This is a genomic window from uncultured Adlercreutzia sp., assembly GCF_958431955.1.
Classification (GTDB): Bacteria; Actinomycetota; Coriobacteriia; order Coriobacteriales; family Eggerthellaceae; genus Adlercreutzia.
Genome location: NZ_CAUASN010000008.1, coordinates 37,376 through 61,954, shown reverse-complemented (window position 1 = coordinate 61,954; position 24,579 = coordinate 37,376). Strand labels below are relative to the sequence as shown.

The following is a 24,579-nucleotide window of genomic DNA, read 5'->3' as shown; positions in this document are numbered from 1 at the left end:
AAATTCCTTAAGATTTCTCAGATAGTTTAGCAGAGACGAGACGCGCGCGGCGCCGCGAGAGAAGGAGAGCACGCTTCATGAAGACCCGCATTACCGAGCTGTTGGGAATCGAGTACCCCGTGGTGCAGGGGGCCATGGCCCGCATCGCCGACGGCGGCCTGGCCGGTGCCGTGAGCGCGGCGGGCGGTCTGGGCATCATCGCCTGCGGCGGCGCGAGCCCCGAGTGGATCCGCGAGGAGGTGGCCCGGGCCCGCGCGCTTACCGACAACCCCATCGGCATCAACGTGATGCTCATGGACCCGCGGGCGGCCGAGGTGGCCGAGCTGGTGTGCGAGCTGGGCGTGGAAGTGGTCACCACCGGCGCCGGCAGCCCCGCCAACTACATGGCCGCCTGGAAGGAGGCCGGCGTGAAGGTGGTGCCCGTGGTGGCATCGGCGGCGCTCGCGGCCCGCATGGAGCGCTTGGGCGCCGACGCGGTGGTGGCCGAGGGCACGGAAGCCGGTGGCCACATCGGCGAGCTGACCACCATGGCGCTCATCCCGGCGGTCACGGCGGCGGTGTCCATCCCCGTCATCGGCGCCGGCGGCATCGCGGACGGTCGCGGCATGCTGGCCGCCTTCGCATTGGGCGCCGAGGGTGTGCAGTGCGGCACGCGCTTCCTCACCGTGGAGGAGTGCGGCGTGCATGACGCCTGGAAGGAGAAGGTGCTCTCCGCGAAGGACTCCGACACCATCGTCACCGGGCGCGGCACGGGGCATCCCGTGCGCGGCCTGAAGAACAAGTTCGCCCGCGAGTGCCGCAAGATGGAGATGGCGGCGAAAAGCGGCGAGGAGCTGGAGGGCATGTACGCCGGCTCGCTCGCTCGCGCGGTGGCCGGCGACGTGGAGAACGGCTCGGTCATGGCCGGCCAGGTGGCGGCGCTTGTGACCGAGCGCGGCACGGCGGCGGCCGTGATTCGGGACATGGTGCGCGAGGCCGAGGCGCTCGCGGGCCGCTCCCTGGACGAGCTCGCGGCCCTGAACAGCCGCCGCGAGCGCGCGTAAGGGGGCACCGATGATCGACGAGACTCCCTTGGAGCCCTTGGGTTCGCGCGGTTTGGTGTTCATGGCCTCGGGCCAAGGTTCGCAGAAGCCCGGCATGGGCGCCGATCTGCTGGACATCCCCGAGGTGACGGCCACTTTCGAATGCGCTTCCGACGTGCTCGGGCGCGACGTAGCCGCCCTCGTGCGCGAGGCCGACGCCGACGAGCTGAACGATACCCGCAATGCGCAGATCGCCATCAGCGCGCTGTCCATCGGCATCGGGCAGGCGCTTGCGGCCCGCGGCATCGTGCCGGATGCGCTGCTCGGGTTCTCCCTCGGGCAGATTTCCGCCATGGTGCTCGGCGGCATGCTCGCCGAGGAGGCCGCCTTCGCGCTCATCGCTGAGCGGAGCCGCCTCATGGGCGAGGCGGCCGATGCGAACCCCGGCGTGATGAGCGCCCTTCTGAAGGTGACGCTGCCCGAGGCCGAGGAGCTGTGCGCGGCGTGCGCCGAGGGCGAGGTGCTCGTGCCCGCTAACCTGAACGGCGGCGCCCAGATCGTCATCGCCGGTACGCCCGCGGCTGTCGCGCGTGCCGAGGAGGCCTGGGCCGCCCGCAAGGGCCGCTTCTCGCGTCTGGCCACCTCCGGCGGTTTCCACAGCCCGCTCATGGCAAGTGCGGCCGAGCCCTTCGCCGCCTATCTGGCCGGCGTGGACTTCCGCGATTCGGCCGTGCCCGTCATCGGCAATGTGCAGGCCGCGCCGCTCGCTGCCGACAGTGCTCGGGCGGAGCTTGTGGCCCACCTCACCTCGCCCGTGCAGTTCGAGGCGAGCGTGGCGAAGCTGCAGGCCGCCGGCGCGCAGATGTTCGCCGAAGTGGGCTTCGGCGGCGTGCTCGCCAACCTGGTGAAGCGCATCGACCGCGCCGCCCCGCGCGCGGCCGTGCAGGATCGCGCCGGCTTCGACGCCTTTATCGAGGAATACGGAAAGTAGGAGATCTATGACTGAGACCCAGGAGCGCCGCGCCGCCGTCGTGACCGGTTCCACCCGCGGCATCGGGCGCGAGATCGCCCGCGAGCTGGCGAGTGCCGGCATGAACGTGGTGGTGAACAGCTCGTCTGCGAAGAGCCTGCCGGCCGCCGAGGCCCTGGCCGCCGAGATCGCCGGCGAGTTCGGTGTGGAAGCGGTGGCCGTGGCCGCCAACGTGGCCGACGAGGCCGAGGCTAACGCGCTCATCGACGCCGCCATGGAGGCCTTCGGGCGTGTGGACGTGCTCGTGAACAACGCCGGCATCACCCGCGACGGCTTGGCCGCCCGCATGAGCGACGCCGACTTCGACGCCGTCATCGACATCAACCTGAAGGGCACCTTCCACTGCTGCCGCGCTGCCGCCAAGGTGATGATGAAGCAGCGCTGGGGCCGCATCGTGAACCTGTCGAGCGTGGTGGGTGTGTACGGCAATGCCGGCCAGGTGAACTACGCCGCCTCCAAGGCCGGCGTCATCGGCATGACCAAGACCCTCGCCAAGGAGCTCGCGCGCCGCAACATCACGGCCAACGCCGTGGCCCCCGGCTTCATCGCCACCGACATGACCGACGCGCTCTCCGACAGCCAGAAGGAGGCCATCGTGGGCCGCATCGGCAGCGGGCGCTTGGGCGAGCCGGCCGACATCGCGCATCTGGTGCGCTTCCTCGCCTCGGACGAGGCGTCCTACATTACCGGTCAGGTTATCTGCGTGGACGGAGGAATGTCCCTATGACGAACGAGAACGTGAGCACCCGCCGTCCCGACGGCACCCACCGCGTGGTCATCACCGGCGTGGGCGCGGTGACGCCCGCCGGCGTGGGCGTGGAGCCCTTGTGGAACACGCTCATGGAGCGCGGTTGCTGCATCGCGCCCATCGAGCGCTTCGACACGACCGACTACGAGGTGCACATCGCCGCCGAGGTGCGCGACTTCGACGGCACCGAACACGGCCTTTCCAAGAAGGAGGCGCGCCGCTTCGAGCGCTTCGTGCAGTACGCCATCGTGGCCGCCGACGAGGCTCTGGCCCAGTCCGGCCTGGAGGTGACCGACGAGAACCGCGACCGCATCGCCGTGGTGTTCGGCACGGGCATCGGCGGCATCGACGAGCTGCAGAAGAGCTTCGCCACCCTGGAGGAGAAGGGCCCCAAGCGCGTGAACCCGCTGTTCATCCCCACGATGATCGGGAACATCGCCGCGGGCAACCTGGCCATCCGCTACGGCATGCGCGGTGAGTGCCTGAACGTGGTGACGGCCTGCGCCACGGGCGCCCACTGCATCGGCACCGCTCTGCGCGACATTCGCCACGGCTACATCGACGCGGCGCTCGTGGGCGGCACCGAGGAGTCGGTGAGCCCCATCTGCATCGCCGGCTTCACGAACCTGTCGGCGCTGACCCGCGCCGAGGACCCGGCTCAGGCGTCCCTTCCCTTCGATGCCCGTCGCGGCGGCTTCGTGGCCGGTGAGGGCGCCGGCGCGCTCGTCATCGAATCGCTGGAGAGCGCCCTTGCCCGCGGGGCGGAGCCCATCGCCGAGATCACCGGCTTCGGGTCCACGGGGGACGCCTACCACATGACTGCGCCCGACCCGGAGGCCACGGCCATCACGGCCGCCATGGCCGCCGCCCTGGCCGAGGGCGGCTTCACCCCGGCCGACTTGGGCCATCTGAACGCCCACGGCACCGGTACTCCGGCCAATGACGCCACGGAGTCCAAGGCGCTCGCGGGCCTCATGGGCGGCGAGGAGGAGGCCGCCGCGGTGCCCGTCACCTCCATCAAGGGCACCACGGGCCACATGCTCGGCGCCGCCGGCGCGGTGGAGGCCATCGTGTGCGCCCTGTCGGTGGCCCGCGACGCGGTGCCGCCCACGGCCGGCTTCGCCGAGGCGGCCGAGGACTGCCCGGTGGCTGTGGTCACCGAGGCTGTGACCGACTACCCCCAGAAGGTGGCGCTGTCCACGTCGCTCGGCTTCGGCGGTCACAACGCGGCGCTGGCGTTCTCGCCCTACCGCGACTAGGAAGCTTCGGGGCGCGTCCGGCCGGGCGCGCCCTTTGTGCACGATGCGGCCCCGAGGCGCATGCCGCCGGGCCGCCGAGGAAAGGATACGAGCATGGCTGAGGAGACGCTCGCCCCGCTGCCCTGGGGCCGCGACGTGATAGAGACCATCCTGCCGCACCGCGACCCGTTCGTGTGGGTGAGCCGGGTGGTGGCCGTGGAACCCGGGCAGTCCATCGAAGCCGAGTTGGACGTGCCGGCCGATCTGGATATTTTCCGCGGGCACTTCCCCGACCACCCGGTGCTGCCGGGGGTCATCATCATGGAGGCGCTCGCCCAGGCGGCTTCCATCGCCATGTTGCAGGCGCCCGAGCTGCGCGGGCACATCGGGTTTCTCGCCGGCATCGACGGCGCGAAGTTCCGCCGTCAGGTGGCACCCGGCGACGTGCTCACTTTGAAGGGGCGCATCGTGAAGTCGTCCAAGCGGCTCGTGGTGGCCGAGGTGGAGGCATCGGTGGCGGGCGAGGTGTGTGCCACGGCCACCCAGAAGTACGTGCTGGCCTAGCCCCGTGCGCGGGTCGTTGGCAGGATAGAGGTCGAACATGGCTAAAGCGGGATCCAAGTACATCAGCTTCGACGCCGAGGGGCGTCTGGTGGCCGACGAGGGGGCCGGCACGGCGTCGCCTGCGCCCGAAGCCGCCGAGGGCGCGTCCCTGAAGGCGGCGGTGGCCTACGCTCTGGACGCCATCGCGGATGCAGCGAGCGCGCTGCCCGAGAACGCCGCGGCGCTCATCGCCCCGGCCCAGCGCGAGGAGCCGGCCGATCCCGAGGAGGCCACGCTCGATGTGGCCCGCTACACGCGCTCCACCATTGGCGACGACTTCGCCGTGAGCCCTGATGCGGCCGCCCGCCCCCGGGCGCTCGTGGTGGCCTCAGGCAAGAACGCCCGGGCCTTCGTGGGCCCCATGGAGCAAGCCGGGCTCGACGTGGTGTTTGCCACCGTGGACAACCGCTCGCTCGACGGCTTCGCCCGCCGCCAGCTGCCTACCTACAACCTGGGCAACACCACGCCGGCGGTGAGCGCCGACCAGCTGGCGGGCAACATCTACACGGTGCTGTCGGCGGCCAAGGAGTGCGGCGCGGCCCTCATCTTCCTCGATAGCCCCACCGCGGCTCTGGCCGAGGACCAGTACTTCCTGCGCCATGCCCGCAAGCGCGGCCTGCGCGTGTTCGCCCCGGCCGCCGAGGGCACCCAGCTCATGGGCTGGGTGGAGCTGCTGCCCGCCGAGGCGCCGAGCGCCCCTGCCGCCGCCCCCTGGGAGCAGAGCGCCCCTGCCCTCGACGACGATGACGAGGGCCCCACCCACTGGCGGCGCTGCCACGCCTGCAAACTCTTCTTCGACAAGGAGGAGATCATCGCCGAGGGCTTCACCTGCCCGGCCTGCGGCACCCTGCAGCGCCTGCGCTCCGACGAGCGGCTCGCCCTCACGGTGGATGCGGGCTCCTTCGAGGAGTGGAACGCCCAGATGCCCGATTCCGACCCGCTGGCGTTCCCGGGCTATCCCGAGAAGATCGCCGACCAGCGCGAGAAGAGCGGGCTTCAGGAGGCCGTGCGCACCGGGCGGGCGGCCATTGCCGGGCTGCCCGTGGCCATCGGCGTGATGGAGTCGGGCTTCTTCATGGGGTCCATGGGGCATGTGGTGGGCGAGAAGGTGGCCGCGCTCATTGACCGCGCCATCGACGAGGAACTGCCCGTGGTGGTGTTCTGCGCCTCGGGCGGCGCCCGCATGCAGGAGGGGCTCACCTCGCTCATGCAGATGGCGAAGGTGTCCTGCGCCGTGGAGCGCCTCGGCCGGGCGCACCTGCCCTTCATCACGGTGCTGACCGATCCCACCACCGGCGGCGTGACGGCGTCGTTTGCCATGCAGGGCGATATCGTATTGGCCGAGCCGGGCGCACTCATCGGCTTTGCAGGCCAGCGCGTCATCCGCGACACCATCAAGCAGGAGCTGCCCGAGGGCTTCCAGACCGCCGAGTTCGCTCTGGAGCACGGGCTCATCGACGCTATCGTGGAGCGCTCGCAGATGCGCGCGGTGCTCGCCCAGCTTCTGGCCCTGCACGCGCCGAGCGGCGCCGAGCGGGTCGTCACCTACCACAGCGTGATGGATGCCCTCAAGGTGGGCGCGGGCGCCTACGGCACCGTGTCGGTGGCGCCCGAGGCCCGCATGGCCGGCGAGCGCCTGCGCGCCGAGGAGGCCGCGAGCGGGTTTTTCCGCAACCTGGCCGAGTCGGTGCCGGTGGTGGGCGGCCTGCTGCGGGGCGGCGAGACCGACCCCGAGGCCGCCGAGGAGGCCGACCGCCGCGAGCTGGACCGCCATGCCCGCCGCGAGGCGCGCCGGGCGGGCATCGAGGGCGAGGCCGCAGCCGGCAGCGCCTGGGAGAGCGTGCAGATCGCCCGCAACGTGCACCGTCCCACGGCGCGCCGCTACATCGACGGCATCGTGGAGGGCTTCATCGAGCTGCACGGCGACCGCGCCTTCGCCGACGACGGGGCCATTCTGGCCGGCGTGGGCTGGATCTCGGGGCACCCGGTGACGGTCATCGCCCAGGAGAAGGGCGTGAATTTGGCCGATCGCGTGGCCCGCAACTTCGGCTGCCCCCAGCCCGAGGGCTACCGCAAGTCGCTGCGCCTCATGCGCGAGGCCGAGAAGTTCGGGCGGCCCATTCTGTGCCTGGTGGACACCCAGGGCGCCTTCTGCGGCACCGAGGCCGAGGAGCGCGGCCAGGGCAACGCCATCGCCGACAACCTGGTGGCCATGGCCGGCCTTCGGGTGCCGGTGGTGAGCGTGCTTCTGGGCGAGGGCGGGTCCGGCGGGGCCTTGGCCCTCGCCGTGAGCAACCGCGTGGCCATGCAGGAGCACGCGGTGTACTCGGTGCTCTCGCCGGAGGGCTTCGCCTCCATTCTGTGGAAGGACGGCAAGCGCGCGCCCGAGGCCGCCGAGGTGATGAAGATGAACGCCCGCGCGGTCTTCGAGGGCGGCATCATCGATGCGGTCATCTCGGAGGGGGAGGGCCCGGCCCACGAGAACCCCGAGGAAGCCGTGGAGGCCGTGCGCGACTACGTGCGCGAGGCCTACAAGGAACTGGCCGACCTGACCCCCGACGAGCTCATCGCCCAGCGCCAGGAGCGCTTTGCGAAGTTCTAGGCCGGTTACCTCCCAGAAACGTATTTGCGGGCCGCTCCCTCGGGGGCGGCCCGCTGTTCTATGCTGGCTTTTCGGCACCGTTCGTCGATGGGAGCAGCTATGCATATGGGACCGCGCAAGGTTATCTGGATCGCCGGCGCCTCGGGGCGGGTGGGGCAGGCCGTGGAGCGCCTGCTCGACCACGGCGACTACCTCATCACCACCACCGACACCGAGCTGGACGTGACCGACCACGAGGCGGTGCTCCAGTACGTGTCCGTCAACCGGCCCAACATCGTCATCAACTGCGCCGCCATGGCCGACGAGGCCGCCTGCGAGCAAGATCCCGTGCAGGCCTACCGCGTGAACGCCATGGGCGCGCGCAACCTGGCGGCCGCCGCCTGGTCGGTCGGCGCTTCCATCGTGCAGCTGACCTGCGACGACGTGTTCGCCGACCAGGGCAGCGAGCGCAACGAGTTCGATGCGACGCTGCCGCGCGAGAGCGTATGCGCCAAGTCGAAGATCGCCGGTGAGAACTTCGTGCGCGAGCTGAACCCCAAACACGTCATCGTGCGCTCCGACTGGATCTACGGCGCCGAGCCCGGCTATTGGCTCGATTCGCTGCTCATGGCCGCCCGCACGAACACGCCCTTCCCCGTGACCACCGACCAGCTCGCCTCGCCCACCTCGGTGACGACGCTCGCCGCCTGCATCGTGGCGCTCATCGAGAGCGAGGAATACGGGCTGTTCCACGCCGCCGATACAGGCGTGACGAGCCGCTACGACTTCGCCCGCGAGGTGCTGCGCCTGACGGGCCTTCCCGAGGGCTGCCTCGTGCCCGAGAGCGACCCGGCGGCCGCGCGCACCGTGCGCCTTGCGAACCTCATGCTCACCATGACGGGCATCTTCGCCATGCCCGCCTGGCAGGACGATGTGCGCGATTACCTGGCCGCCCACGACCTTCTGGCAAGGTAGCGCGCCATGGAGTTCACCAACCACCTGCAACCGGCCGAGGAACCCGACGAGCTCGGGAAGGGCCCGCGCCGCCGGCCGCGCCTCGGGCTTACGAGCCAGATCCTTCTGGCGCTTGTGCTAGGGCTTTTGTGCGGCGTGGCGCTGCACTACGTGGTGCCCGCCGGCGCCGTGCGCGACGATATCCTGGTAGGCGGCGTGTTCTACCTCGTGGGCCAGGGCTTCATCCGGCTCATGCAGATGCTCGTGGTGCCGCTCGTGTTCTGCTCCATCGTGTGCGGCGCGGCGGCCATCGACACGAAGACCTTGGGTTCGGTGGGCGTGAAGACGCTGCTTCTGTACCTGCTCACCACGGCGGTGGCCATCACGCTGGCTTTGGCCGTGGGCAACCTCATCAACCCCGGGGAAGGGGTGGACATGTCGGCCCTCGGCACGCCCGCCCCCGACGCGGCCCCGCTCGACGAGGCGGCCGAGACGAACACCGCCGACACCCTGCTCGGCATCATCCCGAGCAACCCCGTGGCCGCGCTCGCCTCGGGAGATATGCTGCCGCTCATCTTCTTCGCCCTGTTCGTGGGCATCGTGCTCGCGCGCCTCGGGCGGCGCGTGGAGACGGTGCACAGCTTCTTCGTGCAGTTCAACGACATCATGATGGAGATGACCTCGCTCGTGATGAAGGTGGCGCCCCTCGGCGTGTTCTGCCTGCTCGCGCGCACCTTCGCCAACGTGGGCTTCGAGGCCTTCGTGCCCATGCTGAAGTATATGGGCGGGGTGGTTTTGGCCCTCGCGCTGCAGCTGGGCGTGACCTACATGGTGCTCCTTTGGGTGTTCGCCCGCATGAGCCCGCTCATGTTCCTGCGGAAGTTCTTCTCGGTGGCCGCCTTCGGCTTCTCCACGGCCACCTCGAACGCCACCATCCCCTTGAACATCGAGACCCTGGAGAAGAAGATGGGCGTGGACCGGCGCATCTCGTCGTTCACTATTCCGCTCGGCGCCACCATCAACATGGACGGCACCGCCATCATGCAGGGGGTGGCCGTGGTGTTCACCGCCCAGCTGTTCGGCGTGCCCTTGGGGCCGGCGGAGTACGCCACTGTCATCGCCACGGCTACGTTGGCCTCCATCGGCACCGCCGGGGTGCCCTCGGTGGGGCTCATCACGCTGTCCATGGTGTTCAACGCCGTGGGGCTGCCGCTGGAGGGCGTGGCGCTCATCATGGGCATCGACCGCATCCTGGACATGTGCCGCACGGCGGTGAACATCACGGGCGATGCCGTGGTCACTTCCATCGTGGCGGCCCAGGCGGGGCGCGTGGACCGTGCGGTGTTCCGCGACCCCGATGCCGGCAGCGAAGTGGACGACGTGCGCCTTTCCGTGCGCCAGTAGGCGTCGCGCGAAAGAGAAAGCGGGCCGCCTGGAGAGGTGACCCGCTAAGGAGCGTTGGGTTGGTGTCGAAATGGTGCTGGCGCGGGCGCGCGTCCGCGGAGTGCGGGCTGCGTGCCGATCGTGCCGCGGCCTACAGCATCGTCGCGCGCAGCTCCTCGGGCGCGAGGGGCGAGAGCAGCGCCGGGGCGATGTCGAAGATGGTGCGGCAGCCGGTCTCGTCGGCGGCGGCCATGCGGGCGCAGGCGCGGGCGCAGGCCACGAGCACGCTGCCGGTGAACTCGGGGTTGGAATCGAGCTTCAGGGAGTACTCGATCACGTGAGTGTTCTCGCCGTTTTCGCCGGTGGTGCCGGTGCGGATAACCGAGCCGCCGTGGGGGATGCCGGCGTGATCGCGGTCGAGCTCCTCCTGGGTGATGAAGGTGACCGTGGTGTCGTAGTCAGCGAAGTAGTTCGGCATGGTCACGATGGCCTCTTCGATGGCGGCGGTGTCGGCGCCGTCGGCGGCCACGACGAAGCACTCGCGGGTGTGCTTCTGGCGCGTGGTCAGCTCGGGGTTCGCGCCGGAACGCACGGCCTCGAGCGCCGCGGGCACGGGCACGGTGTACTGGCGCGCGTCCACCACGCCGGGGATGCGGCGGATGGCGTCGGAGTGGCCCTGGGACACGCCGCGGCCCCAGAAGGTGTAGTCGGCGCCGTTGGGCATGATGGCGTTCGCGTACACGCGCGACACCGAGAACATGCCCGGATCCCAGCCGACGGAGATGACGGCCACATGCCCCGTCTCGCGGGCGGCCGCGTCCACGGCGGCGAAGTGCTCGGGGATGTTCGCGTGGGTGTCGAAGGAGTCCACCACGTTGTACAGGCGCGCGGCGGCCGGGGTCTGCTCGGGCAGGTCGGTGGCGCTGCCGCCGGCGAGCACGAGCACGTCGATGTCGTCGGTGTGATCAGCCAGCTCGTCGGCGCTCCACACGGCCACGTTCTCGCCGTAGGGGTGCACGTCGGCCGGGTTGCGGCGCGTGAACACGCCGACCAGCTCGGTATCGGGGTTGGCGGCGCAGGCGAGCTCAACGCCGCGTCCGAGGTTGCCGTAGCCGAGGATGCCAATGCGAATGGGGTTCAAGGTTGCCTCCTTGCGTGTCTGCTTCTGGAACGGGGCCTATTATCGTTCATGCGCGAAGCGGTAGGCGCGGAGGGGCCCGCGGTGTAACGAGGTTTTAACGGAGCCGTCCCGCTTCGCCTCGGCACGGCCCGCTCGCCGGAGGTGCGGGCGGGGACGGAAGCGCGCTCGGATGCGGCACGGCTTCCCCTGCCGGCCTGTGCGGCGGAGGTGCGCGGGGAGGCGGTGCGGCCGGCCCGGCGGCCGGTCTCGGGCGCGGCGTTCAGGGGCGGCCGGGAGAGCGCCCCGGTGGCTCCGGAGCCGGTGAGGACGTCGGGCGCGCCCGCCTCGCCGCGGGTGGGGATGCGCAGGGTGAACACGGTGATGCCGTGCTCGCTCGCCGCCTCGATGTCGCCCTGGTGGGCCACGACGATCTCGCGGGCGATGGCCAGGCCGAGCCCCGCCCCGCCCGAGCGCGTGGTGCGGGCCCCGTCGGCGCGGTAGAACTTCTCGAAGATGGACTCCAGGTGGGCCTCGGATATCTCGCGGCCGCGGTTGGCCACGGTGATGGTGGTGAAGTGCGCGTCCTGGCGGGCGGCCAGCGCGATGGTGGAGTTCGCGTCGGCGTAGGCCACGGCGTTGCGCAGCACGTTGCCGAGCGCGCGGGCCAGTTTGTCGGGATCCACGAAGAAGGTGTCGGCGCCGGCCACGTCGATGGAGATGCGGATGTTGCGGGCCGTGGCCTCGGGGAAGAAGGCCTCGGCCACCTGCTGGCAGAACAGGCGCACGCCCACCGTCTCGCGCTCGATGGGGATGGCCGACAGGTTGTAGCGGGTGATCTCGAAGAACTCGTTGATGAGCTGCTCCAAGCGCTCGGCTTTGGTATAGGCGATGTCGGCGTACTTGCGCAGGGTGTCCCGCGGCAGGTCGGTGGTCTCGCGCAGCAGGTCGAGGTATCCCAGCACCGAGGTGAGCGGCGTGCGGATGTCGTGGGCCAGATAGGCCACGAGCTCGTTCTTGCGCTGCTCGGCGGCATGGGCGGCCCGCTCGTCGGCGAGCGACTGGGAGCGGATGACCGTCAGCTCGTTGCGGGCGATGGACAAATCGGGCGGCAGCTCGATGGGGGCCTCCTTGTCGGCGAGCAGGGTGCCCACGGCCCCCGACAGCTCGTCGAAGTAGCGCAGCGATTTGTTCAACGACCGGAAGATGATGAAGAGCCACCCCGCCACGAAGGAGACGGCGACGAGCGGCAGCTTGAACGACTTCACGAAGGTGTAGAACGACACGTCGCGCATGGAGTAGGCGCCGTTTTCGGCCTGGGTGATCTGCCAGACGGGATGCTCGTCGTTGATGCCGAGCATCTTGGCCTCCTCGGCGGGCGTGAGCGGCAGCCATGCGTCGAAGGCCTGCTCCTGGGATTGGCGGTAGGCGTTCTCCAGGATGACGTTCAGATCGGCCTGGCCGTAGCCCATGACGGCGGCCGCCACGAGGATCTTCGTGGCCGTCTGCTCGGTGGTGTCCGGCGGCATGAGCGCGGAGGGCACTGACAGGTGCAGCCCCAGCTCCTGCAGGGAGGCCGACACGCGCAGGGCGGCCCTTGCCTGGGCGGCGCTGGCCTGGGTCGGATCGATGTCCTCGCTGGCGAGGATGGTCTCGTAGCTGACGAGCGGCACGGGCGTATCGCCGATGGGGGAGTCGGCGGTAAAGTCGGCCTCGTTCCCGCCGGTGCCTTCCTCAGCGGTGCCGGCATCGCCGTAGCCCTCGACGTGCACGGCAAGCTCGTCGTTCCCGTCGGCGGGCACTTCGCCGGCCGCCGCGCCGTTGGCGCTCGCGTCGGCCACGTCTTCTACCAGGCCGAGCTCCTCGGCCTTCTTGCGGGCGATCTCGTCGGCCGCCTCGGCGGTCTCGGGGTTGGCGGCCAGGGAGGCGTACTCGGCGATGGCATCTTGCAGCTCGTTCAGCTCGTCTCGGATATTGGCGGCGCTGCCCGCCTCGGTGGAGTAGCCGGCATCGGCGCTCTCGGCCACCCAGATGTCGAACAGGTCGGGGTTCTGCAGGAAGCCCTGGTCGGCCATGATCTGCTGGAACTGCTCGGAGGAGGGCAGGGCGCGCCAGGAGGAGGTGGAGTCGGCCACGTAGTTGGCCACCGCGGGCACGACGAAGGCCTGGGCGGCCGCGCAGAAGAGGGCGAATCCGCCGGTGAACAGGACGAGGTTTCGGATGAGGCCGCCGAGCACGCGGCGGCGCAGCACGCGCGCCTGCTCGCTCTTAAGCGCCATGGGCGTCGGTGCCGGGGCCGCCGCGCAGCTTGTAGCCCACGCCCCAGGCCGTCTCGATGAAGGCGCAGGAGGCGTCGATGTCGGCGAGCTTCTTGCGCAGGCGGCGAATGTGCACCATGACGGTGTTCGCGGCCGCGTCGTCGAAGCGCTCGTGCCAGGCGCCCTCGAACAGGTCGGCCGCGGACACGGGGGAGCCGGCCGACTGGGCGAGCAGGGCCAGGATGGCGAACTCCTTGGGGGTGAGGTGCAGAGGCTCGCCGTGCAGGGTGGCCAGGTGCGTGCGCAGATCCACCTCGATGGCCCCTACCGTGATGAGGGTCGAGTCGGCCGGCGCGGCCGCCGCGGCCCGGCGGCGCAGGCGCGCCTTCACGCGGGCCACGAGCTCGCGGGGGCGGAAGGGCTTGGTCACGTAGTCCTCGGCGCCCAGGGTGAACCCGACCACCTGGTCGGCCTCCTCGTCCTTCGCCGAGAGGAAGATGACGGGAATGTCGCGCATCTGGCGGGCGCGCACGCACAGCTCGAAGCCGTCGATGCCGGGCATCATGATGTCCACGATGGCCAGATCGAACGGGGTGCGGGCGAGCATGTCGAGGGCGGCTTGGCCGCTGTAACAGGCCAGGGCGTCCATGCCCTCGGCCACCAGCAGGTTCACGACCAGATCGGCGATGGCCTGCTCGTCGTCGACCACCAATATGTGCGCTCGTTTCTCCATGGGTCCCATGGTACACGATTCGCCCGCGCCGCGCAGCCCGAGAAGGGGCGGTGGGGCGGCCCTTCAGGAAAAGTTAAGGTCCCGGAACGAAACGTCAGCTTTTGCTATGGGACACGTAAGCGGCCCGGTCGGTAAGGTGGGATCACGATACGAAGGAGACGCCATGAACGCCACTATCTACCCAGCCGATGGCCCCTGTTCCGCCGCCCCCTCCGAGGGGACGTGCGCTTCCAACCCCTACCGCCGCGATGCTTGGAGCCAGCCGTCCGCGTCGCGCCGGGTCGCCCGCTCCGTGCCGAGCCGCCGGACGGCGACCTCGCCGGGTCGCGCATCCGCCCCGGCGCGCTCCGCGGGGCGCATCGGCGGCATGCGGGCCGTGCGCCTCGTGGCGGCCACGGGCTTCGCGGTGTTCGCGCTCATCGCCGCCTTCCAGCTGGCGGGCATGTACGCCGAGGGCCTGGGAGCAGCACCGGTGGTGGCGGCCACCGGAGCCGCCGTGCCCGCGCCGACGGCCGCGGGCGACGGCGCCGAGGCGGTGAGCACGCCGCGCGACCAGTGGCGCGCTGGGGAGATTCCCTTCCTCTACCAGATAGACCCCCACTACAGCGCCGCTCCCTACGCCGGGGCCGATGTGGAGGAGTCGGGCTGCGGGCCGACGAGTCTGGCCATGGTGTACATCGCCCTGACGGGCAAGACCGACCTTGATCCGGCCGCCATGGCCGCCTTCAGCGAGGAGGGCGGCTACGTGGAAGGCGGCCTGACGGCCTGGCGCCTCATGACCGAGGGAGCCGCCGATCTGGGCCTTTCCTCCCACGAGGTGCCCGCCGACGCGAGCCGGCTCGTGGCCGAGCTTCAGGCGGGGCGCCCCGTCATCTGCAGCGTGCGCCCCGGCGACTTCACCGACACCGGCCACTTCCTCGTGGTGGCGGGGGTGGCCGACAACGGCGAGCTGGTCATCCACGATCCCAACAGCCCGGCCAACAGCGCGCGCACCTGGGACGTGCAGCGCGTGCTGTCCCAGTGCGCCAACCTGTGGGCCTTCGAGCGCGCCTAACCGCCGGCGCGTTTTCGCGCAAAACTGCGGCCCCGCCTTGCATGGGCGATTCGCTCATTCGATGGTATTCCGCCGCTGCCGGACGCGCCGATGCTAGGATGGCCTCAGCAAACCCGACGGATGAGGAGGTCTCCTGTGGTTGCCCTTGAGCCCCAAGCCGCTGCGCCGCAGCCCACGGCCGCCGCCGGCCCGGCGCCGGCGCTGTGGTGCCAGAATCTGACCAAGGCCTACGGCGGCCGGGCGGCGCTCGACCGCTTCAGCATATCGGTGCCCCCGGGCCGCATCGTGGGCTTGCTCGGCCCCAACGGCTCGGGCAAGACCACCCTGCTGAAGATGGTCGCCGGCGTGAGCCATCCCACCTCGGGCGATATCCGCGTGGCCGGCCTGCCCGTCGGCCCCGAGAGCAAGGCGGTCGTCTCGTTTTTGCCTGAGCGCCCCTATTTCCCGCGCTCCATGCGGGTGCGCGAGATGCTCGCCTACTTCGCCGACTTCTACGCCGACTTCGACCGGCCCATGGCCCACGATATGCTGGCGCGCCTGGGGGTCGATCCCGCCGCCGCGTGCTCGACGCTTTCCAAGGGCACGGTGGAGAAGGTGCAGCTGACTCTCGTGATGGCGCGCCATGCAGCCCTCTACCTGCTCGACGAGCCCATCGGCGGGGTTGATCCGGCGGCCCGCGACTACATCCTCTCGACCATCATCCGCGGCTACCGCCCCGCCTCCACCGTCATTCTCTCCACGCATCTGGTGCGCGACGTGGAGTCGGTGCTCGACGACTTCATCCTGCTGCGCTACGGCACCATGCTGCTGCACGCCCCGGTGCCCTACGTGACCCAGGAGAAGGGCACGACGCTGGATGCGTACTTCCGAGAGGAGTTCCGATGCTAGGCAAGCTGTTCGCGCACGAGATGCGCTCGTTGTGGAAGCCCGCGGCCATCATGCTCGCCGTGATGGTGGCGGCCGGCATCGCGGGCATCGCCGCCTTCGGTTCGGCCATGGCCGTGAGCGACGCGGCCGGCTACGGCAGCGGGTACGTGACCGGGGCCGCGCTCGCCGCGAACGCCACGGTGGTGCTGTTCCTGGGCGCGCTATTCTGCGGCTTCCTCGTCTGGGCCGCCATCGCGGCGCTCTACCTCTTCGTGGTCATGCGCTTCTACCGCACCATGTTCACCGACGAGGGCTACCTCACGCTCACGCTGCCGGTGCGCGCCGGCACGCTCGTCATGGCGAAGTTCTGGGCGGCCTACCTGCTGCTGACCGTGTTCGCCTTCACGGCCATGGGCCTGTACGCCGCCATGGTGGCCGTCGTCGGCGGAGGAGATATGGAGGCGGTGGCCGGGGTGCTCTCGCTGACGGCCGGCTGGTTCGCCTTCACGCTGGACGGCGGCGCGGCCGGGCTTTTGCTCGCCTTCGTGAACACGCTGATCACCTGCGCCTACGCCCTGGGACTCGCCTTCGCCTCCCTCACCTTGGGAGCCTGGTGGGCGCACCGTCACAAGGTGGCCGCCGCCGTGGGCATCTACCTGGGCTTCAGCTGGGTGGTGTCGTTTCTGTTCTCGGCGGCCAGCGTACTCGCCATGACCGGGAACACCGGCTCGTGGAATGCGATGCTCGGCGCCGTCTCCCTCGTCCAGCTGATGGTGAACATCGGCGTCATCGTGGGCTCGCTGGCCCTGTCCGCCCATCTCGTGCGCACGAAGGTGGACCTGAGCTAGCCGCGCCGCACGTCCGCTCCTCCCTGTGGGCCGCACCATGCCCGCGGGGCCCGCGCATTCCGCCTGGCCGCGTCCGGCCTTCCCCCCTTCGACCAGTCCCGAGCGCTCCGCCCGCGCTCGGGATTTTTTATGCCCGACCTTAGCTGGCAGCTAATGAAACCGCGCGCGAGAACCGATACCCTCACTTCCTGTCCCTTTAGGAGAAACTTTCTGAGAGAAGGAGCGAAATATGGAGAAGCTGCCCCGTTCGGGTATGGCGGTGGCCTCGCTGGTGCTGGGCATCGTGGGAATCGCGACCTCGGTTCTGCCGATCGTCAACAACCTGTCGTTCGTGATGGCCGTCCTCGGCATCGTGTTCGGCATCATCGGCATCGTGGGGGTTACCCGCGGCAAGAAGAGCGGCAAGGGCCTCGCCATTGCGGGTGTGGTGCTGTCGGTGATCACCGTCGTCTTGGTGCTGGTCATGCAGGCTGCCTTCAGCGCGGCGCTCGACCAGGCGCTCGAGGAGTCGGGCTATGATGCCGGTGCGGCGCAGGCCGGCCAGCAGGCCGATGCGCAATCCGGCGATGCCGAGCCGGCAGCCGCCCAGCAGGCCGAGGCCGCATCCGACTACGCGGTGACCATTGACGGCTGCCGGGTGACCGAGGACTACGAGGGCGAGCCGGTGGCGGTTGTCACCTACACCTTCACGAACAACTCCGACGAGGCCCAAAGCTTCATGGTGGCCCTGCACCCCCAGGTGTTCCAGAACGGTGTCGAGCTGAGCACGGCCATCGGGTCGGACTGGGATTCCGAGAAGTACCTGAGCGATGTGAAGCCCGGCTCGTCGGCGACGGTGGAGATCGGCTACGAGCTGGAGGATGCGAGCGATGTAACCGTGGAGGTCACTGAGCTCATCAGCTTCGACGACACGGTTCTGGCCGAGGCCACGTTCTCGGTGGCCTAAGGGCTGCTTCGGCGGAGTTTTTCGGCGCCCCGCATCGCGGTAGATGCGGGGCGCCGCTAGAATACGGCTACGACAATGGCGCGACGGAGAAGGAAGAGACGGGTGGAAGAGCCGCTGACCGAGGACATGCTGGCCGAGCTGCTGGAGGCGCCCGATCCGTGCGCCTTCATCGGGAGGCACGAGGTGGGCTCCCGCGATTTGTCGGGATACCTGAACCAGCTGCTGGAGGAGCGCGGGCTCAAGCGCGCCGCCGTGGTGCGGGAGGCGGGCCTGAACGAGACCTTCGGCTACCAGATATTCACCGGAGCGCGCCGGGCTTCGCGGGACAACCTGCTGAAGATCGCCTTCGCGCTCGGGCTCACGCTACGCGAGGCCAACCGGCTTCTGCAGGCGGGCGGGGCGAACGAGCTGTACTGCAAGAACCGCCGCGACGCCATCATCATCTTCGCGATCACCCATGGCTACACGCTGCAGAAAACCGAGGAGGAGCTCTACCGCTTCGGGGAGGCGACGATCGGGTAGGGGCTACGCGGCGCGCCTTTCGCGCCTGCGGCTGGCCGCCTGCCTGCGCAAGGCGATGGGGCGCGGCGGCGCGATGGCCTGGAACGGCGGCATGTCGGACGAGGCGTGGGAGGCCGTGGCGCGATCGTCTGCTACCATGGGCCTTATGGAACACGACCCGCTTGCCGCATATCTGGACGCTCTCGCCCGCGACGACTGCTACCGCGTCGCCGAGGTGCTGAAGACATCGCCTCACGAGGCGACCGAGGTCGTCTACTTCGTGGGCGCCAATGCCGCCGAGCTCGGGCCCTTCGTGCGCAAGCGCATCGGTGCCGAGGCCTCGCTGGGGGACGCCTACCGCCACCTGCTCGCGGCCCAGCGCGACGGGCGGCGCTTCCGGCACCTTCCGCGCATCTACGACGTGCACGTGGCCGACGGCGAGGTGGTCGTGGTCATGGAGTACGTCGCCGGGCGCACCTTGCGCGACGAGGTGTACGAGCGCGATCCCTCCCTCGATCTGGCGCGCCGGTGGTTCCCGCCTCTGTGCGACGGCGTGGCCGAGCTGCACGAGCAGTTTCCCGCCCCGATCATCCACCGTGACCTGAAGCCCTCCAACGTGATCGTGGGCGGGGAGGGCCTCACGATCATCGATTTCGGCATCGCGCGGGCCTTCCGCGACGGCGCCCCGCGCGACACGACCCATTTCGGAACCCGCTCCTACGCGCCGCCCGAGCAGTTCGGCTACGGGCAGACCGACGTGCGCAGCGACGTGTACGCGCTCGGCATGCTGCTGTACTACCTGGTGTGCGAGCGCGATCCCGACCCGTCGGTGGCATCTGCGGGATTTTCGGGCCCCGAGGTGCCTGTGTGCCTGCGCCCCGTGCTCGTCCGCGCTTGCGCCTTCGACCCACGGGCGCGCTTCCAGAGCGTGCGCGAGCTGAAGGCGGCGTTTCTGGCGGCGGTCGCGGTGCCGATGGCGGCAGCGGCACCGGCTTCCGGCGACGCGGCCCCGCCCCGTCCTCCTCAGGGACGGTTCGCCTCGTGCGTGAGGCGCGGCTTCGCCACCATGGCGCCCCACGAGACCGCGGGCCTTGTCTGGGATGCCGCGCTCCTCGTCCTGTGGCTGCTGTTCGCCCTGGTGCTCGCGATGATGCCCTTCGTCCCCGAGGGCCCTTACGTCGCGTGGCCCCTATGGCTGCTCATGTTCCAATACTGGATGTTCGGCTACCCGTTCTTCACGGGCCTGTTCCTCCTGCTCGCCGACGTGCGCGTGATGCGCCGCATGGCCCCGGGCGCGTGGCTGCTGCGCGGATGGCGGCCGAGGGTGGCCGGCATTGCGCTCGTGGCCGTCGGCGTGGCGGCGGTGGGGGTTGCGGCCGCGCTCGCCGGCGCGCTCGGATTGCCGGGCGGCTTCTAGCCCCGCCAGCGGGTTTCCCAGAAGGCCACGGCGCTCGCGGCGGCCACGTTCAGGGAGTCGACGCCGTGGGCCATGGGGATGCGCGCGGTCCAGTCGCAGGCGGCGATGGTGTGCTCTGCGAGTCCGTCGCCCTCGGTGCCCAGCACGAGCGCCAGCTTCTCGGCGCGGGCGAGCCGCGCGTCGTCGATGGGGATGGAGTCGTCGGACAGCGCCAGGGCCGCCGTGGCGAACCCGTGCTCGCGCAAGAGGCGCACCCCCGTCTCCGCCCAGTCGCGGCCGTCTCCGATGCGGGCCCAGGGCACCTGGAACACCGCACCCATGGACACGCGCGAGGCGCGGCGGAAGAGCGGGTCGTGGCAGGCGGGCGTGAGCAGTACCGCGTCCACTCCGAGCGCCGCGGCGCTGCGGAAGATGGCGCCGATGTTCGTGTAGTTGGTGATGTCCTCCAGCACGGCCACGCGACGGGCGCCGGCCAGAAGCTCCTCCAGCGGCGGCTCGGGCCTGCGCAGGAAGGCGGCGAGGGGGCCGCGGGTCTCCCGGTAGCCGGTGATGGCGCAGATCTCGGCGGTCGGGGCCACGAGGACGGGCGCGGCCGGCGCGACCTCGGCGATGCGCGCGAGAAGGGGCGCGGCGGCGCGCTCCCAGCGCCGGTCGGTGAGTACGGCGAAGGGGGTGCAGCCCGCATCCAGGGCCCGCTCGATTACGTTGGCCGACTCGGCGATGAACAGGCCGCCGGCGAGCCGGTTCGCGTCGGCGTCGGCATCGCAGGCCCGGGCGAGGCCCACGAGCTGCTTGGGGTCGCGCAGCTCGCCGTCGGTCATGGAGCGGAAGGGATTGAAGTGGGGGTCATCGGCGCTTACGGCCTGAGAGAGCGCCGGCGAGCCGGGCGCGGCGGATGTGCCCATGCTAGCGCACGCCCTTGCGCTCGATGAGGACGGGTGCGGGCGGCAGGTAGCGCGCGGGGTATACGATAAAGCCCAGCTTCCCGATGCGCTCGAGGGCGGCCATGATGAGCACGGGAGCGCCGAAGCCGGCGAGAATGCCCGCGCCCAGGCAGATCGCCGGTGCGCCGGTGGCCGTGAGGCCCGCGGCCGTCAGCCCGGCGACGAGCAGCTTCAGCACGACGGGGGCCACAAGCCACAGGGCCATGGTATAGCGCGAGACGAAGCCGAAGAAGGCGTTTTGGGCTCCCGAGCGGAAGGCCGAGGAGAACAGCGATGTGAGCCATGCGATGCCGATGGCGTCCAGGATGGCGTGGGAGGCCTCGCCGAGCCAGCCGGCCTGGAAGGTGATGACGCTGGCGGCCGCCCACAGCGCGCCGAGCGCCCAGGCCTTCTCGCGGCTGCGCAGCAGTGGCAACACCTGGAAGAGCGACGCGCCCACGCCGCAGGCGAACCAGATCCAGCTCTCGGCCACGGCCTTCACGATCCAGGGGAGCTGCCCGGCGGCCGGGGCGGTGGCGGGCGCCGACAGGAGCACGACGATGGCCGCCTTCAGGGCGAGCGCCCCCAGCAGGAGGCGCGAGGCGTTGCGGCGGCTGGCCGCGGTGGGCGTGATGGCGATGAGGATGAGGCACACGGGGAAGTACCCGAGCGGGGCTACCGGCCTCACGAAGAGCGCGTCGAGGAGGTTTCCGGGGGTGAGCGGGCGGCCGTCGCCCGCGAGGCCGTTGGCGGCCAGGCTCAGCACGGTGAACACCGCGAAGGGCACGAGCAGCACCACGGCCTCCCGCCGCAGGTTCGCCGCCCAGGCCTGGGGCGTGCGCACGCTGCGGTAGCGCTGGTAGAGGTACCCGCTCGCGAAGTAGAGCACGGGAAAGGGTAGCGTGAGCAGGCAGTCCTGGATCCAGTGCACCGCGGGCGCGCCATTCAGGCACCCGGCAGCCGTGGCGAAGGAGATGAGGCAGCCGAAGGCGATGAGCAGCGCGCAGGCCGCCTCTAGGTTGTGCACCCAGGTGTCGCCCGGGACATCCCGGCCGCGCCCGTGCTGCTCGTGGATAGCCGCAGCGCGCCCGGCGGGGGCGGCGGAACGGTTCGTGGGGGCAGATGGGGTCACGGCGGCACTTCCTCGGGACGCGGGTGCTAGACGGCGTTATGATACCCCTTCGCCGCCTTTCCCCTCCCGTCGAATGCGACGGATATGCTCGTAGGGCGCGCCATCGGCGTCTCGGGGCTCCTCCTCGGCGAGGACGAGCCGCTCGAAATCATGGCGCCGCGCGACCGACGCCTTGTGGAATATGTTCGAGGCGTGGAACTGCACGGTGCGCGGGGAGAGCCCGAGGGCGCAGGCGATGTCCTGGTAGCAGCAGTGATCCAGGATGAGCTCGGCCACCTCGGCCTCGCGCGGGGTGAGCCCGAAGCGGCCCAGCTCGCGCCGGATGCGCGCACTGCGCAGACGACGGCGCTCCTCGTCGGCGCGCAGCCCGCGGGCGCGCAGGACGAGGATGGCCCCGATGCCCACGAGCCCGAGCGCACCGGCAGCGCCCCCGATGGCGACGGCCGTGTGCGCAAGACCGAGAGGCGATGGCGCGCCGAGGGCGATGCAGCCCGCGGCCCCGGCGAGCAGGCAGCTGGCGGCGAGGCAGGCGAGGGCTCCTCCGAGGACGGCGCGGCTTCGGGGGCGAGGTGCGGGCGAGGTACCGGTGCGAGCCGGGGCGGGCTCGGTGCCATCGGCGCCGCCCTCGGCGGCGGGGATGTCGGCGACGCGCTGGGCGCTGTGCCGGCGGTGGGTCGGCGAGGGAAGGCGGCGGTCGGCCGTGGGTAGGTTGTTGGCGAGCGAGGCGGTTCTGGCGTGGGTTTGCATGGCGTGCTCCTTATCGACGGCGGTGGCCCTTCGCGGGCGAAGCTCGCGAGGGCGCGTTTCAGCGCGGGGAGGAGCCCCGGGGCGTGGGGGATTTGGGCTGCGTCTGCCAAGGAGCGACGGCTCTTCGCGTCTTGTGCGGGCCATCGATCATAGCACTGCCCGCGTTCGTGTGTTCCGATATATATGAAATAAAAAGCAATGATTTATAATAGGAATTGAAACGTTAGAAGCGCGTTGCCAATGGTCGCAATCCGCCGCCCCCGCTGTTCCAAACGTGGACTTTCTTGGGAAGTGGGGGAGCGCTCGGGCGCCCGTGGTACGATTTCAGCTCCATCTGCGCGGCCGGCCTCGAGGATCCTCTCGCTTGCCGCCGCGATATTCCGACGAGAAGAGGTGCGGGCGTTCCCATGGATATGTTCATCGAGATTCTGAAGGCGCTGTTCATCGGCATCGTGGAGGGCATCACCGAGTGGCTGCCCATTTCCTCCACGGGCCACATGATCCTGGTGGACGAGTTCGTGAAGCTGGACGTGTCGGCGGAGTTCCTCGAGCTGTTCCTCGTGGTCATCCAGCTTGGCGCCATCATGGCCGTGCTCATCCTGTACTTCCACAAGCTGAATCCCTTCTCGCCGAGAAAGACCGTCGCCGAGCGCCGGGGTACGTGGCGGCTGTGGGGTATGGTGGCCATCGGGTGCATTCCGGCGGCGGCCATCGGCCTTACCCTGGACGACTTCTTCAACGAGTACTTCTACAACGCCTGGACGGTGGCCGTGGCCCTTATCGTGTACGGCGTGGTGTTCATCCTGCTGGAGCGGCGCAACCGCAGGCGCGAGGCGGCCTGGCTGGCATCGCGCGAGCCCCGCGCTCCCCGCGGTGCCCACGCGCGGCCCGTGCCGGCCGTGGGGCCGGGCGAGGACGGCGACGATGCCGAGATGGCCCTGTTCCGTGTGCGCACCGTGGACGAGATCGATTGGAAGACGGCGCTGAAGATCGGCTGCTTCCAGATGCTCGCCATCATCCCGGGCACGAGCCGCTCGGGCTCCACCATCATCGGCGGCATGCTCTGCGGCTGCTCGCGCACCGCGGCGGCCGAGTTCACGTTCTTTCTGGCCATTCCCGTCATGTTCGGCTGGGGCGTGCTGAAGCTCATCAAGTACCTGCTGGCCGTGGGCCTGGCCATGACGGCCACCGAGATCGCCGTGCTCGCGGTGGGCATCGTGACCGCGTTCGTGGTGTCGGTCGTCTCCATCAAGTTCCTCATGGGCTATATCAAGAAGAACGACTTCACCGCGTTTGGCGTCTACCGCATCATCGTGGGCATCGTGGTGCTCGCCTACTTCGGCGTGAAGGTGCTGCTGTAGGGCGCATGCGACGTCGCGGATTCCGCTTCATCCGTAGTCAATTGAATTGTCTTATGATAATCTGACCTCCAAGGAATGGTTCCGCATGGGCGGGTGCCGAGAAAGGGGAGGTCTGTGTTCAGCGAGCTGGTCGTGGCCTACCTGTTTCTCGGGGGCACCGGTGCCGGCGCTTGCGCGGTTATGGCCGTCGCATCGCTGCTCGTCGATGGCGATCGACTGCGCTTGTGCGCTGCGTCGCGTTTTCTTGACGAGTGCGGGCGGCCCTTCGGGCGCTTTTTCGGAACGGGGTTTACCGCGGGTGTTGTGGTGCTCGCATTGGGAATGATCTGCCTTTTGGCCGATGTGGGGCGTCCCGATCGGCTGGTGCTGCTCGTGGTTTCCGATCTGACGAACTATCTTGTTTTGGGGGCGTGGTCCCTTGCCGCCTGCTTCGGGCTTGGGGTTCTGGCTGCTCTGGCGTGGCGCGGGATGGTGCCGGCCGCCCCGATGGCCCTTCGCGTGCTGGGCGTATTGCTGGCCGTCGTCTCGTTGGTGGTCATGGCCTACACGGGGCTGTTGCTCTCGAGCATGGCCTCGGTGCCTCTGTGGAACAACTTGTGGCTGCCGGTGATGTTCGTGCTCTCGAGTCTCTCGTGCGGCATCGCGCTGGTGCTGGCGAGCACGTTGCTGGGAAGGGGCGCTCGCGCTTTCGCCAGCGTGCTGCGCATGCTCGTTCGCATCGACGGCTTGATTATCGTTGCCGAGGTGCTGGTGCTGGTGGCATGGTTGGTTGCAGTATGGGCCACGGCGACCGCCGGGTCGGCCGATGCGGCCCCCACGTCCACCGATGCCGCCGCCCTCGTCTCGGTGCGCCTGTTGCTCGCAGGGCCAGATGCGCTGGCGTTCTGGGCGGGCTTGGTGGCTGTCGGGCTCGTTGTGCCGCTGACCATCAACGGAATCGCCTCGGTTGCCTCAAGCTCGTCCCGGGCCGCCCCCATGACGTTGGGCAGGCGGGCCGCGTTTCTGGCGTCGGCAGCGGGTGTCCTTATCGGGGGCGTCTGCTTGCGCGCAACGGTCGTGTCCGCTGCTCTTGTGCCCGCTGCTGTGGGCTTGCTTTAGCCTCCTGCGAGAGAAAGG

At 69.8% G+C, this 24,579-nt stretch carries 22 protein-coding genes; 16 read left to right on the top strand and 6 right to left on the bottom strand.

Annotated elements, in window-relative coordinates; all coding sequences use genetic code 11:
• Positions 1-77: 77 nt before the first annotated feature.
• The 8 genes from Q5064_RS04160 to Q5064_RS04125 all read left to right on the top strand — a co-directional run bounded on the left by Q5064_RS04160 (position 78) and on the right by Q5064_RS04125 (position 9,580).
• Entirely contained in the window at positions 78-1,043 is a 966-nt protein-coding gene (locus Q5064_RS04160) for a nitronate monooxygenase (RefSeq protein ID WP_302962520.1), read from the top strand.
• 10 nt (positions 1,044-1,053) lie between these two features.
• On the top strand, positions 1,054-2,013 hold the full coding sequence (locus Q5064_RS04155; RefSeq protein ID WP_302962519.1) for an ACP S-malonyltransferase: 960 nt from the start codon (positions 1,054-1,056) through the stop codon (positions 2,011-2,013).
• 7 nt (positions 2,014-2,020) lie between these two features.
• Positions 2,021-2,779 (top strand): 3-oxoacyl-[acyl-carrier-protein] reductase, encoded by a 759-nt coding sequence (fabG, locus tag Q5064_RS04150; protein ID WP_302962517.1) that lies wholly within the window; start codon positions 2,021-2,023, stop codon positions 2,777-2,779.
• On the top strand, positions 2,776-4,059 hold the full coding sequence (gene fabF, locus Q5064_RS04145; protein ID WP_302962515.1) for a beta-ketoacyl-ACP synthase II: 1,284 nt from the start codon (positions 2,776-2,778) through the stop codon (positions 4,057-4,059). The genes fabG and fabF overlap by 4 nt, the downstream gene beginning before the upstream one ends.
• 93 nt (positions 4,060-4,152) lie before the next feature.
• Positions 4,153-4,602: a 3-hydroxyacyl-ACP dehydratase FabZ gene (fabZ, locus tag Q5064_RS04140; protein ID WP_302962513.1), complete on the top strand. Its 450-nt coding sequence runs from the start codon at positions 4,153-4,155 to the stop codon at positions 4,600-4,602.
• A gap of 37 nt (positions 4,603-4,639) precedes the next feature.
• Positions 4,640-7,243, top strand: coding sequence for an acetyl-CoA carboxylase carboxyltransferase subunit alpha (locus Q5064_RS04135; RefSeq protein WP_302962511.1), 2,604 nt, complete (start codon positions 4,640-4,642; stop codon positions 7,241-7,243).
• A gap of 99 nt (positions 7,244-7,342) precedes the next feature.
• Complete coding sequence (locus Q5064_RS04130; RefSeq protein ID WP_302962510.1) at positions 7,343-8,197, top strand: NAD(P)-dependent oxidoreductase; 855 nt, start codon at positions 7,343-7,345, stop codon at positions 8,195-8,197.
• A 6-nt stretch (positions 8,198-8,203) separates the two neighbouring features.
• Positions 8,204-9,580, top strand: coding sequence for a dicarboxylate/amino acid:cation symporter (locus tag Q5064_RS04125; protein ID WP_302962508.1), 1,377 nt, complete (start codon positions 8,204-8,206; stop codon positions 9,578-9,580).
• A 130-nt stretch (positions 9,581-9,710) separates the two neighbouring features.
• Here the strand turns inward: Q5064_RS04125 and Q5064_RS04120 are convergent, their stop codons facing one another.
• Genes Q5064_RS04120 through Q5064_RS04110 form a run of 3 tightly spaced genes read right to left on the bottom strand, consistent with a single transcriptional unit; the run spans position 9,711 to position 13,667 of the window.
• Positions 9,711-10,700 carry a diaminopimelate dehydrogenase gene (locus tag Q5064_RS04120; RefSeq protein ID WP_302962506.1) on the bottom strand — a complete coding sequence of 330 codons (990 nt, stop codon included), beginning with the start codon at positions 10,698-10,700 and terminating at the stop codon, positions 9,711-9,713.
• Complete coding sequence (locus tag Q5064_RS04115) at positions 10,697-12,955, bottom strand: ATP-binding protein (protein WP_302962504.1); 2,259 nt, start codon at positions 12,953-12,955, stop codon at positions 10,697-10,699. Before Q5064_RS04115 ends, Q5064_RS04120 begins: the two co-directional genes overlap by 4 nt.
• Complete coding sequence (locus Q5064_RS04110) at positions 12,945-13,667, bottom strand: response regulator transcription factor (protein WP_302962502.1); 723 nt, start codon at positions 13,665-13,667, stop codon at positions 12,945-12,947. Before Q5064_RS04110 ends, Q5064_RS04115 begins: the two co-directional genes overlap by 11 nt.
• Positions 13,668-13,830: 163 nt before the next feature.
• Here Q5064_RS04110 and Q5064_RS04105 point away from each other — a divergent pair, with 163 nt between their 5' ends.
• The 6 genes from Q5064_RS04105 to Q5064_RS04080 all read left to right on the top strand — a co-directional run bounded on the left by Q5064_RS04105 (position 13,831) and on the right by Q5064_RS04080 (position 19,300).
• Positions 13,831-14,721 carry a C39 family peptidase gene (locus Q5064_RS04105; RefSeq protein WP_302962500.1) on the top strand — a complete coding sequence of 297 codons (891 nt, stop codon included), beginning with the start codon at positions 13,831-13,833 and terminating at the stop codon, positions 14,719-14,721.
• 135 nt (positions 14,722-14,856) lie between these two features.
• On the top strand, positions 14,857-15,609 hold the full coding sequence (locus Q5064_RS04100) for an ABC transporter ATP-binding protein (protein ID WP_302962498.1): 753 nt from the start codon (positions 14,857-14,859) through the stop codon (positions 15,607-15,609).
• Positions 15,603-16,436, top strand: a complete 834-nt coding sequence (locus tag Q5064_RS04095; protein ID WP_302962496.1) for a hypothetical protein — start codon at positions 15,603-15,605, stop codon at positions 16,434-16,436. Before Q5064_RS04100 ends, Q5064_RS04095 begins: the two co-directional genes overlap by 7 nt.
• Before the next feature lie 229 nt (positions 16,437-16,665).
• A complete protein-coding gene (locus Q5064_RS04090; protein ID WP_302962494.1) occupies positions 16,666-17,382 on the top strand; it encodes a DUF5067 domain-containing protein in 717 nt (238 codons plus the stop codon).
• Between the two features lie 102 nt (positions 17,383-17,484).
• Positions 17,485-17,904: a helix-turn-helix transcriptional regulator gene (locus tag Q5064_RS04085; protein WP_302962492.1), complete on the top strand. Its 420-nt coding sequence runs from the start codon at positions 17,485-17,487 to the stop codon at positions 17,902-17,904.
• Positions 17,905-17,977: 73 nt separating this feature from the next.
• Positions 17,978-19,300 (top strand): serine/threonine-protein kinase, encoded by a 1,323-nt coding sequence (locus Q5064_RS04080; protein ID WP_302962491.1) that lies wholly within the window; start codon positions 17,978-17,980, stop codon positions 19,298-19,300.
• Here Q5064_RS04080 and Q5064_RS04075 read toward each other — a convergent pair.
• From Q5064_RS04075 to Q5064_RS04065, 3 genes are read right to left on the bottom strand one after another with little or no spacing between them, the layout of a single operon-like run.
• Positions 19,297-20,205 carry an RNA methyltransferase gene (locus Q5064_RS04075; protein ID WP_302962489.1) on the bottom strand — a complete coding sequence of 303 codons (909 nt, stop codon included), beginning with the start codon at positions 20,203-20,205 and terminating at the stop codon, positions 19,297-19,299. The two genes, Q5064_RS04080 and Q5064_RS04075, sit on opposite strands and share 4 nt — an antisense overlap.
• Before the next feature lies 1 nt (position 20,206).
• Positions 20,207-21,355, bottom strand: a complete 1,149-nt coding sequence (locus Q5064_RS04070; protein ID WP_302962487.1) for a hypothetical protein — start codon at positions 21,353-21,355, stop codon at positions 20,207-20,209.
• Between the two features lie 36 nt (positions 21,356-21,391).
• Positions 21,392-22,102, bottom strand: a complete 711-nt coding sequence (locus Q5064_RS04065) for a helix-turn-helix transcriptional regulator (protein WP_302962485.1) — start codon at positions 22,100-22,102, stop codon at positions 21,392-21,394.
• A 413-nt stretch (positions 22,103-22,515) separates the two neighbouring features.
• On the opposite strand from Q5064_RS04065, the gene Q5064_RS04060 reads away from it, so the two are divergent.
• Together Q5064_RS04060 and nrfD are read left to right on the top strand one after the other, a co-directional pair.
• Positions 22,516-23,463, top strand: a complete 948-nt coding sequence (locus Q5064_RS04060; RefSeq protein ID WP_302962545.1) for an undecaprenyl-diphosphate phosphatase — start codon at positions 22,516-22,518, stop codon at positions 23,461-23,463.
• Between the two features lie 114 nt (positions 23,464-23,577).
• A complete protein-coding gene (gene nrfD / locus Q5064_RS04055; protein ID WP_302962484.1) occupies positions 23,578-24,561 on the top strand; it encodes an NrfD/PsrC family molybdoenzyme membrane anchor subunit in 984 nt (327 codons plus the stop codon).
• The last annotated feature ends 18 nt before the right edge of the window (positions 24,562-24,579 follow it).

What these genes read in the sequence shown, in the direction of transcription:
- fabF (WP_302962515.1), top strand. Translation starts at nt 2,776, where the DNA reads ATGACGAACGAGAACGTGAGCACCCGCCGTCCCGACGGCACCCACCGC.
- Q5064_RS04095 (WP_302962496.1), top strand. Translation starts at nt 15,603, where the DNA reads ATGCTAGGCAAGCTGTTCGCGCACGAGATGCGCTCGTTGTGGAAGCCC.
- fabG (WP_302962517.1), top strand. Translation starts at nt 2,021, where the DNA reads ATGACTGAGACCCAGGAGCGCCGCGCCGCCGTCGTGACCGGTTCCACC.
- Q5064_RS04080 (WP_302962491.1), top strand. Translation starts at nt 17,978, where the DNA reads ATGGCCTGGAACGGCGGCATGTCGGACGAGGCGTGGGAGGCCGTGGCG.
- Q5064_RS04115 (WP_302962504.1), bottom strand. Translation starts at nt 12,955, where the DNA reads ATGGCGCTTAAGAGCGAGCAGGCGCGCGTGCTGCGCCGCCGCGTGCTC.
- Q5064_RS04060 (WP_302962545.1), top strand. Translation starts at nt 22,516, where the DNA reads ATGTTCATCGAGATTCTGAAGGCGCTGTTCATCGGCATCGTGGAGGGC.
- Q5064_RS04075 (WP_302962489.1), bottom strand. Translation starts at nt 20,205, where the DNA reads ATGGGCACATCCGCCGCGCCCGGCTCGCCGGCGCTCTCTCAGGCCGTA.
- Q5064_RS04160 (WP_302962520.1), top strand. Translation starts at nt 78, where the DNA reads ATGAAGACCCGCATTACCGAGCTGTTGGGAATCGAGTACCCCGTGGTG.
- Q5064_RS04090 (WP_302962494.1), top strand. Translation starts at nt 16,666, where the DNA reads ATGGAGAAGCTGCCCCGTTCGGGTATGGCGGTGGCCTCGCTGGTGCTG.
- Q5064_RS04130 (WP_302962510.1), top strand. Translation starts at nt 7,343, where the DNA reads ATGCATATGGGACCGCGCAAGGTTATCTGGATCGCCGGCGCCTCGGGG.
- Q5064_RS04105 (WP_302962500.1), top strand. Translation starts at nt 13,831, where the DNA reads ATGAACGCCACTATCTACCCAGCCGATGGCCCCTGTTCCGCCGCCCCC.
- fabZ (WP_302962513.1), top strand. Translation starts at nt 4,153, where the DNA reads ATGGCTGAGGAGACGCTCGCCCCGCTGCCCTGGGGCCGCGACGTGATA.
- Q5064_RS04065 (WP_302962485.1), bottom strand. Translation starts at nt 22,102, where the DNA reads ATGCAAACCCACGCCAGAACCGCCTCGCTCGCCAACAACCTACCCACG.
- Q5064_RS04155 (WP_302962519.1), top strand. Translation starts at nt 1,054, where the DNA reads ATGATCGACGAGACTCCCTTGGAGCCCTTGGGTTCGCGCGGTTTGGTG.
- Q5064_RS04125 (WP_302962508.1), top strand. Translation starts at nt 8,204, where the DNA reads ATGGAGTTCACCAACCACCTGCAACCGGCCGAGGAACCCGACGAGCTC.
- Q5064_RS04110 (WP_302962502.1), bottom strand. Translation starts at nt 13,667, where the DNA reads ATGGAGAAACGAGCGCACATATTGGTGGTCGACGACGAGCAGGCCATC.
- Q5064_RS04135 (WP_302962511.1), top strand. Translation starts at nt 4,640, where the DNA reads ATGGCTAAAGCGGGATCCAAGTACATCAGCTTCGACGCCGAGGGGCGT.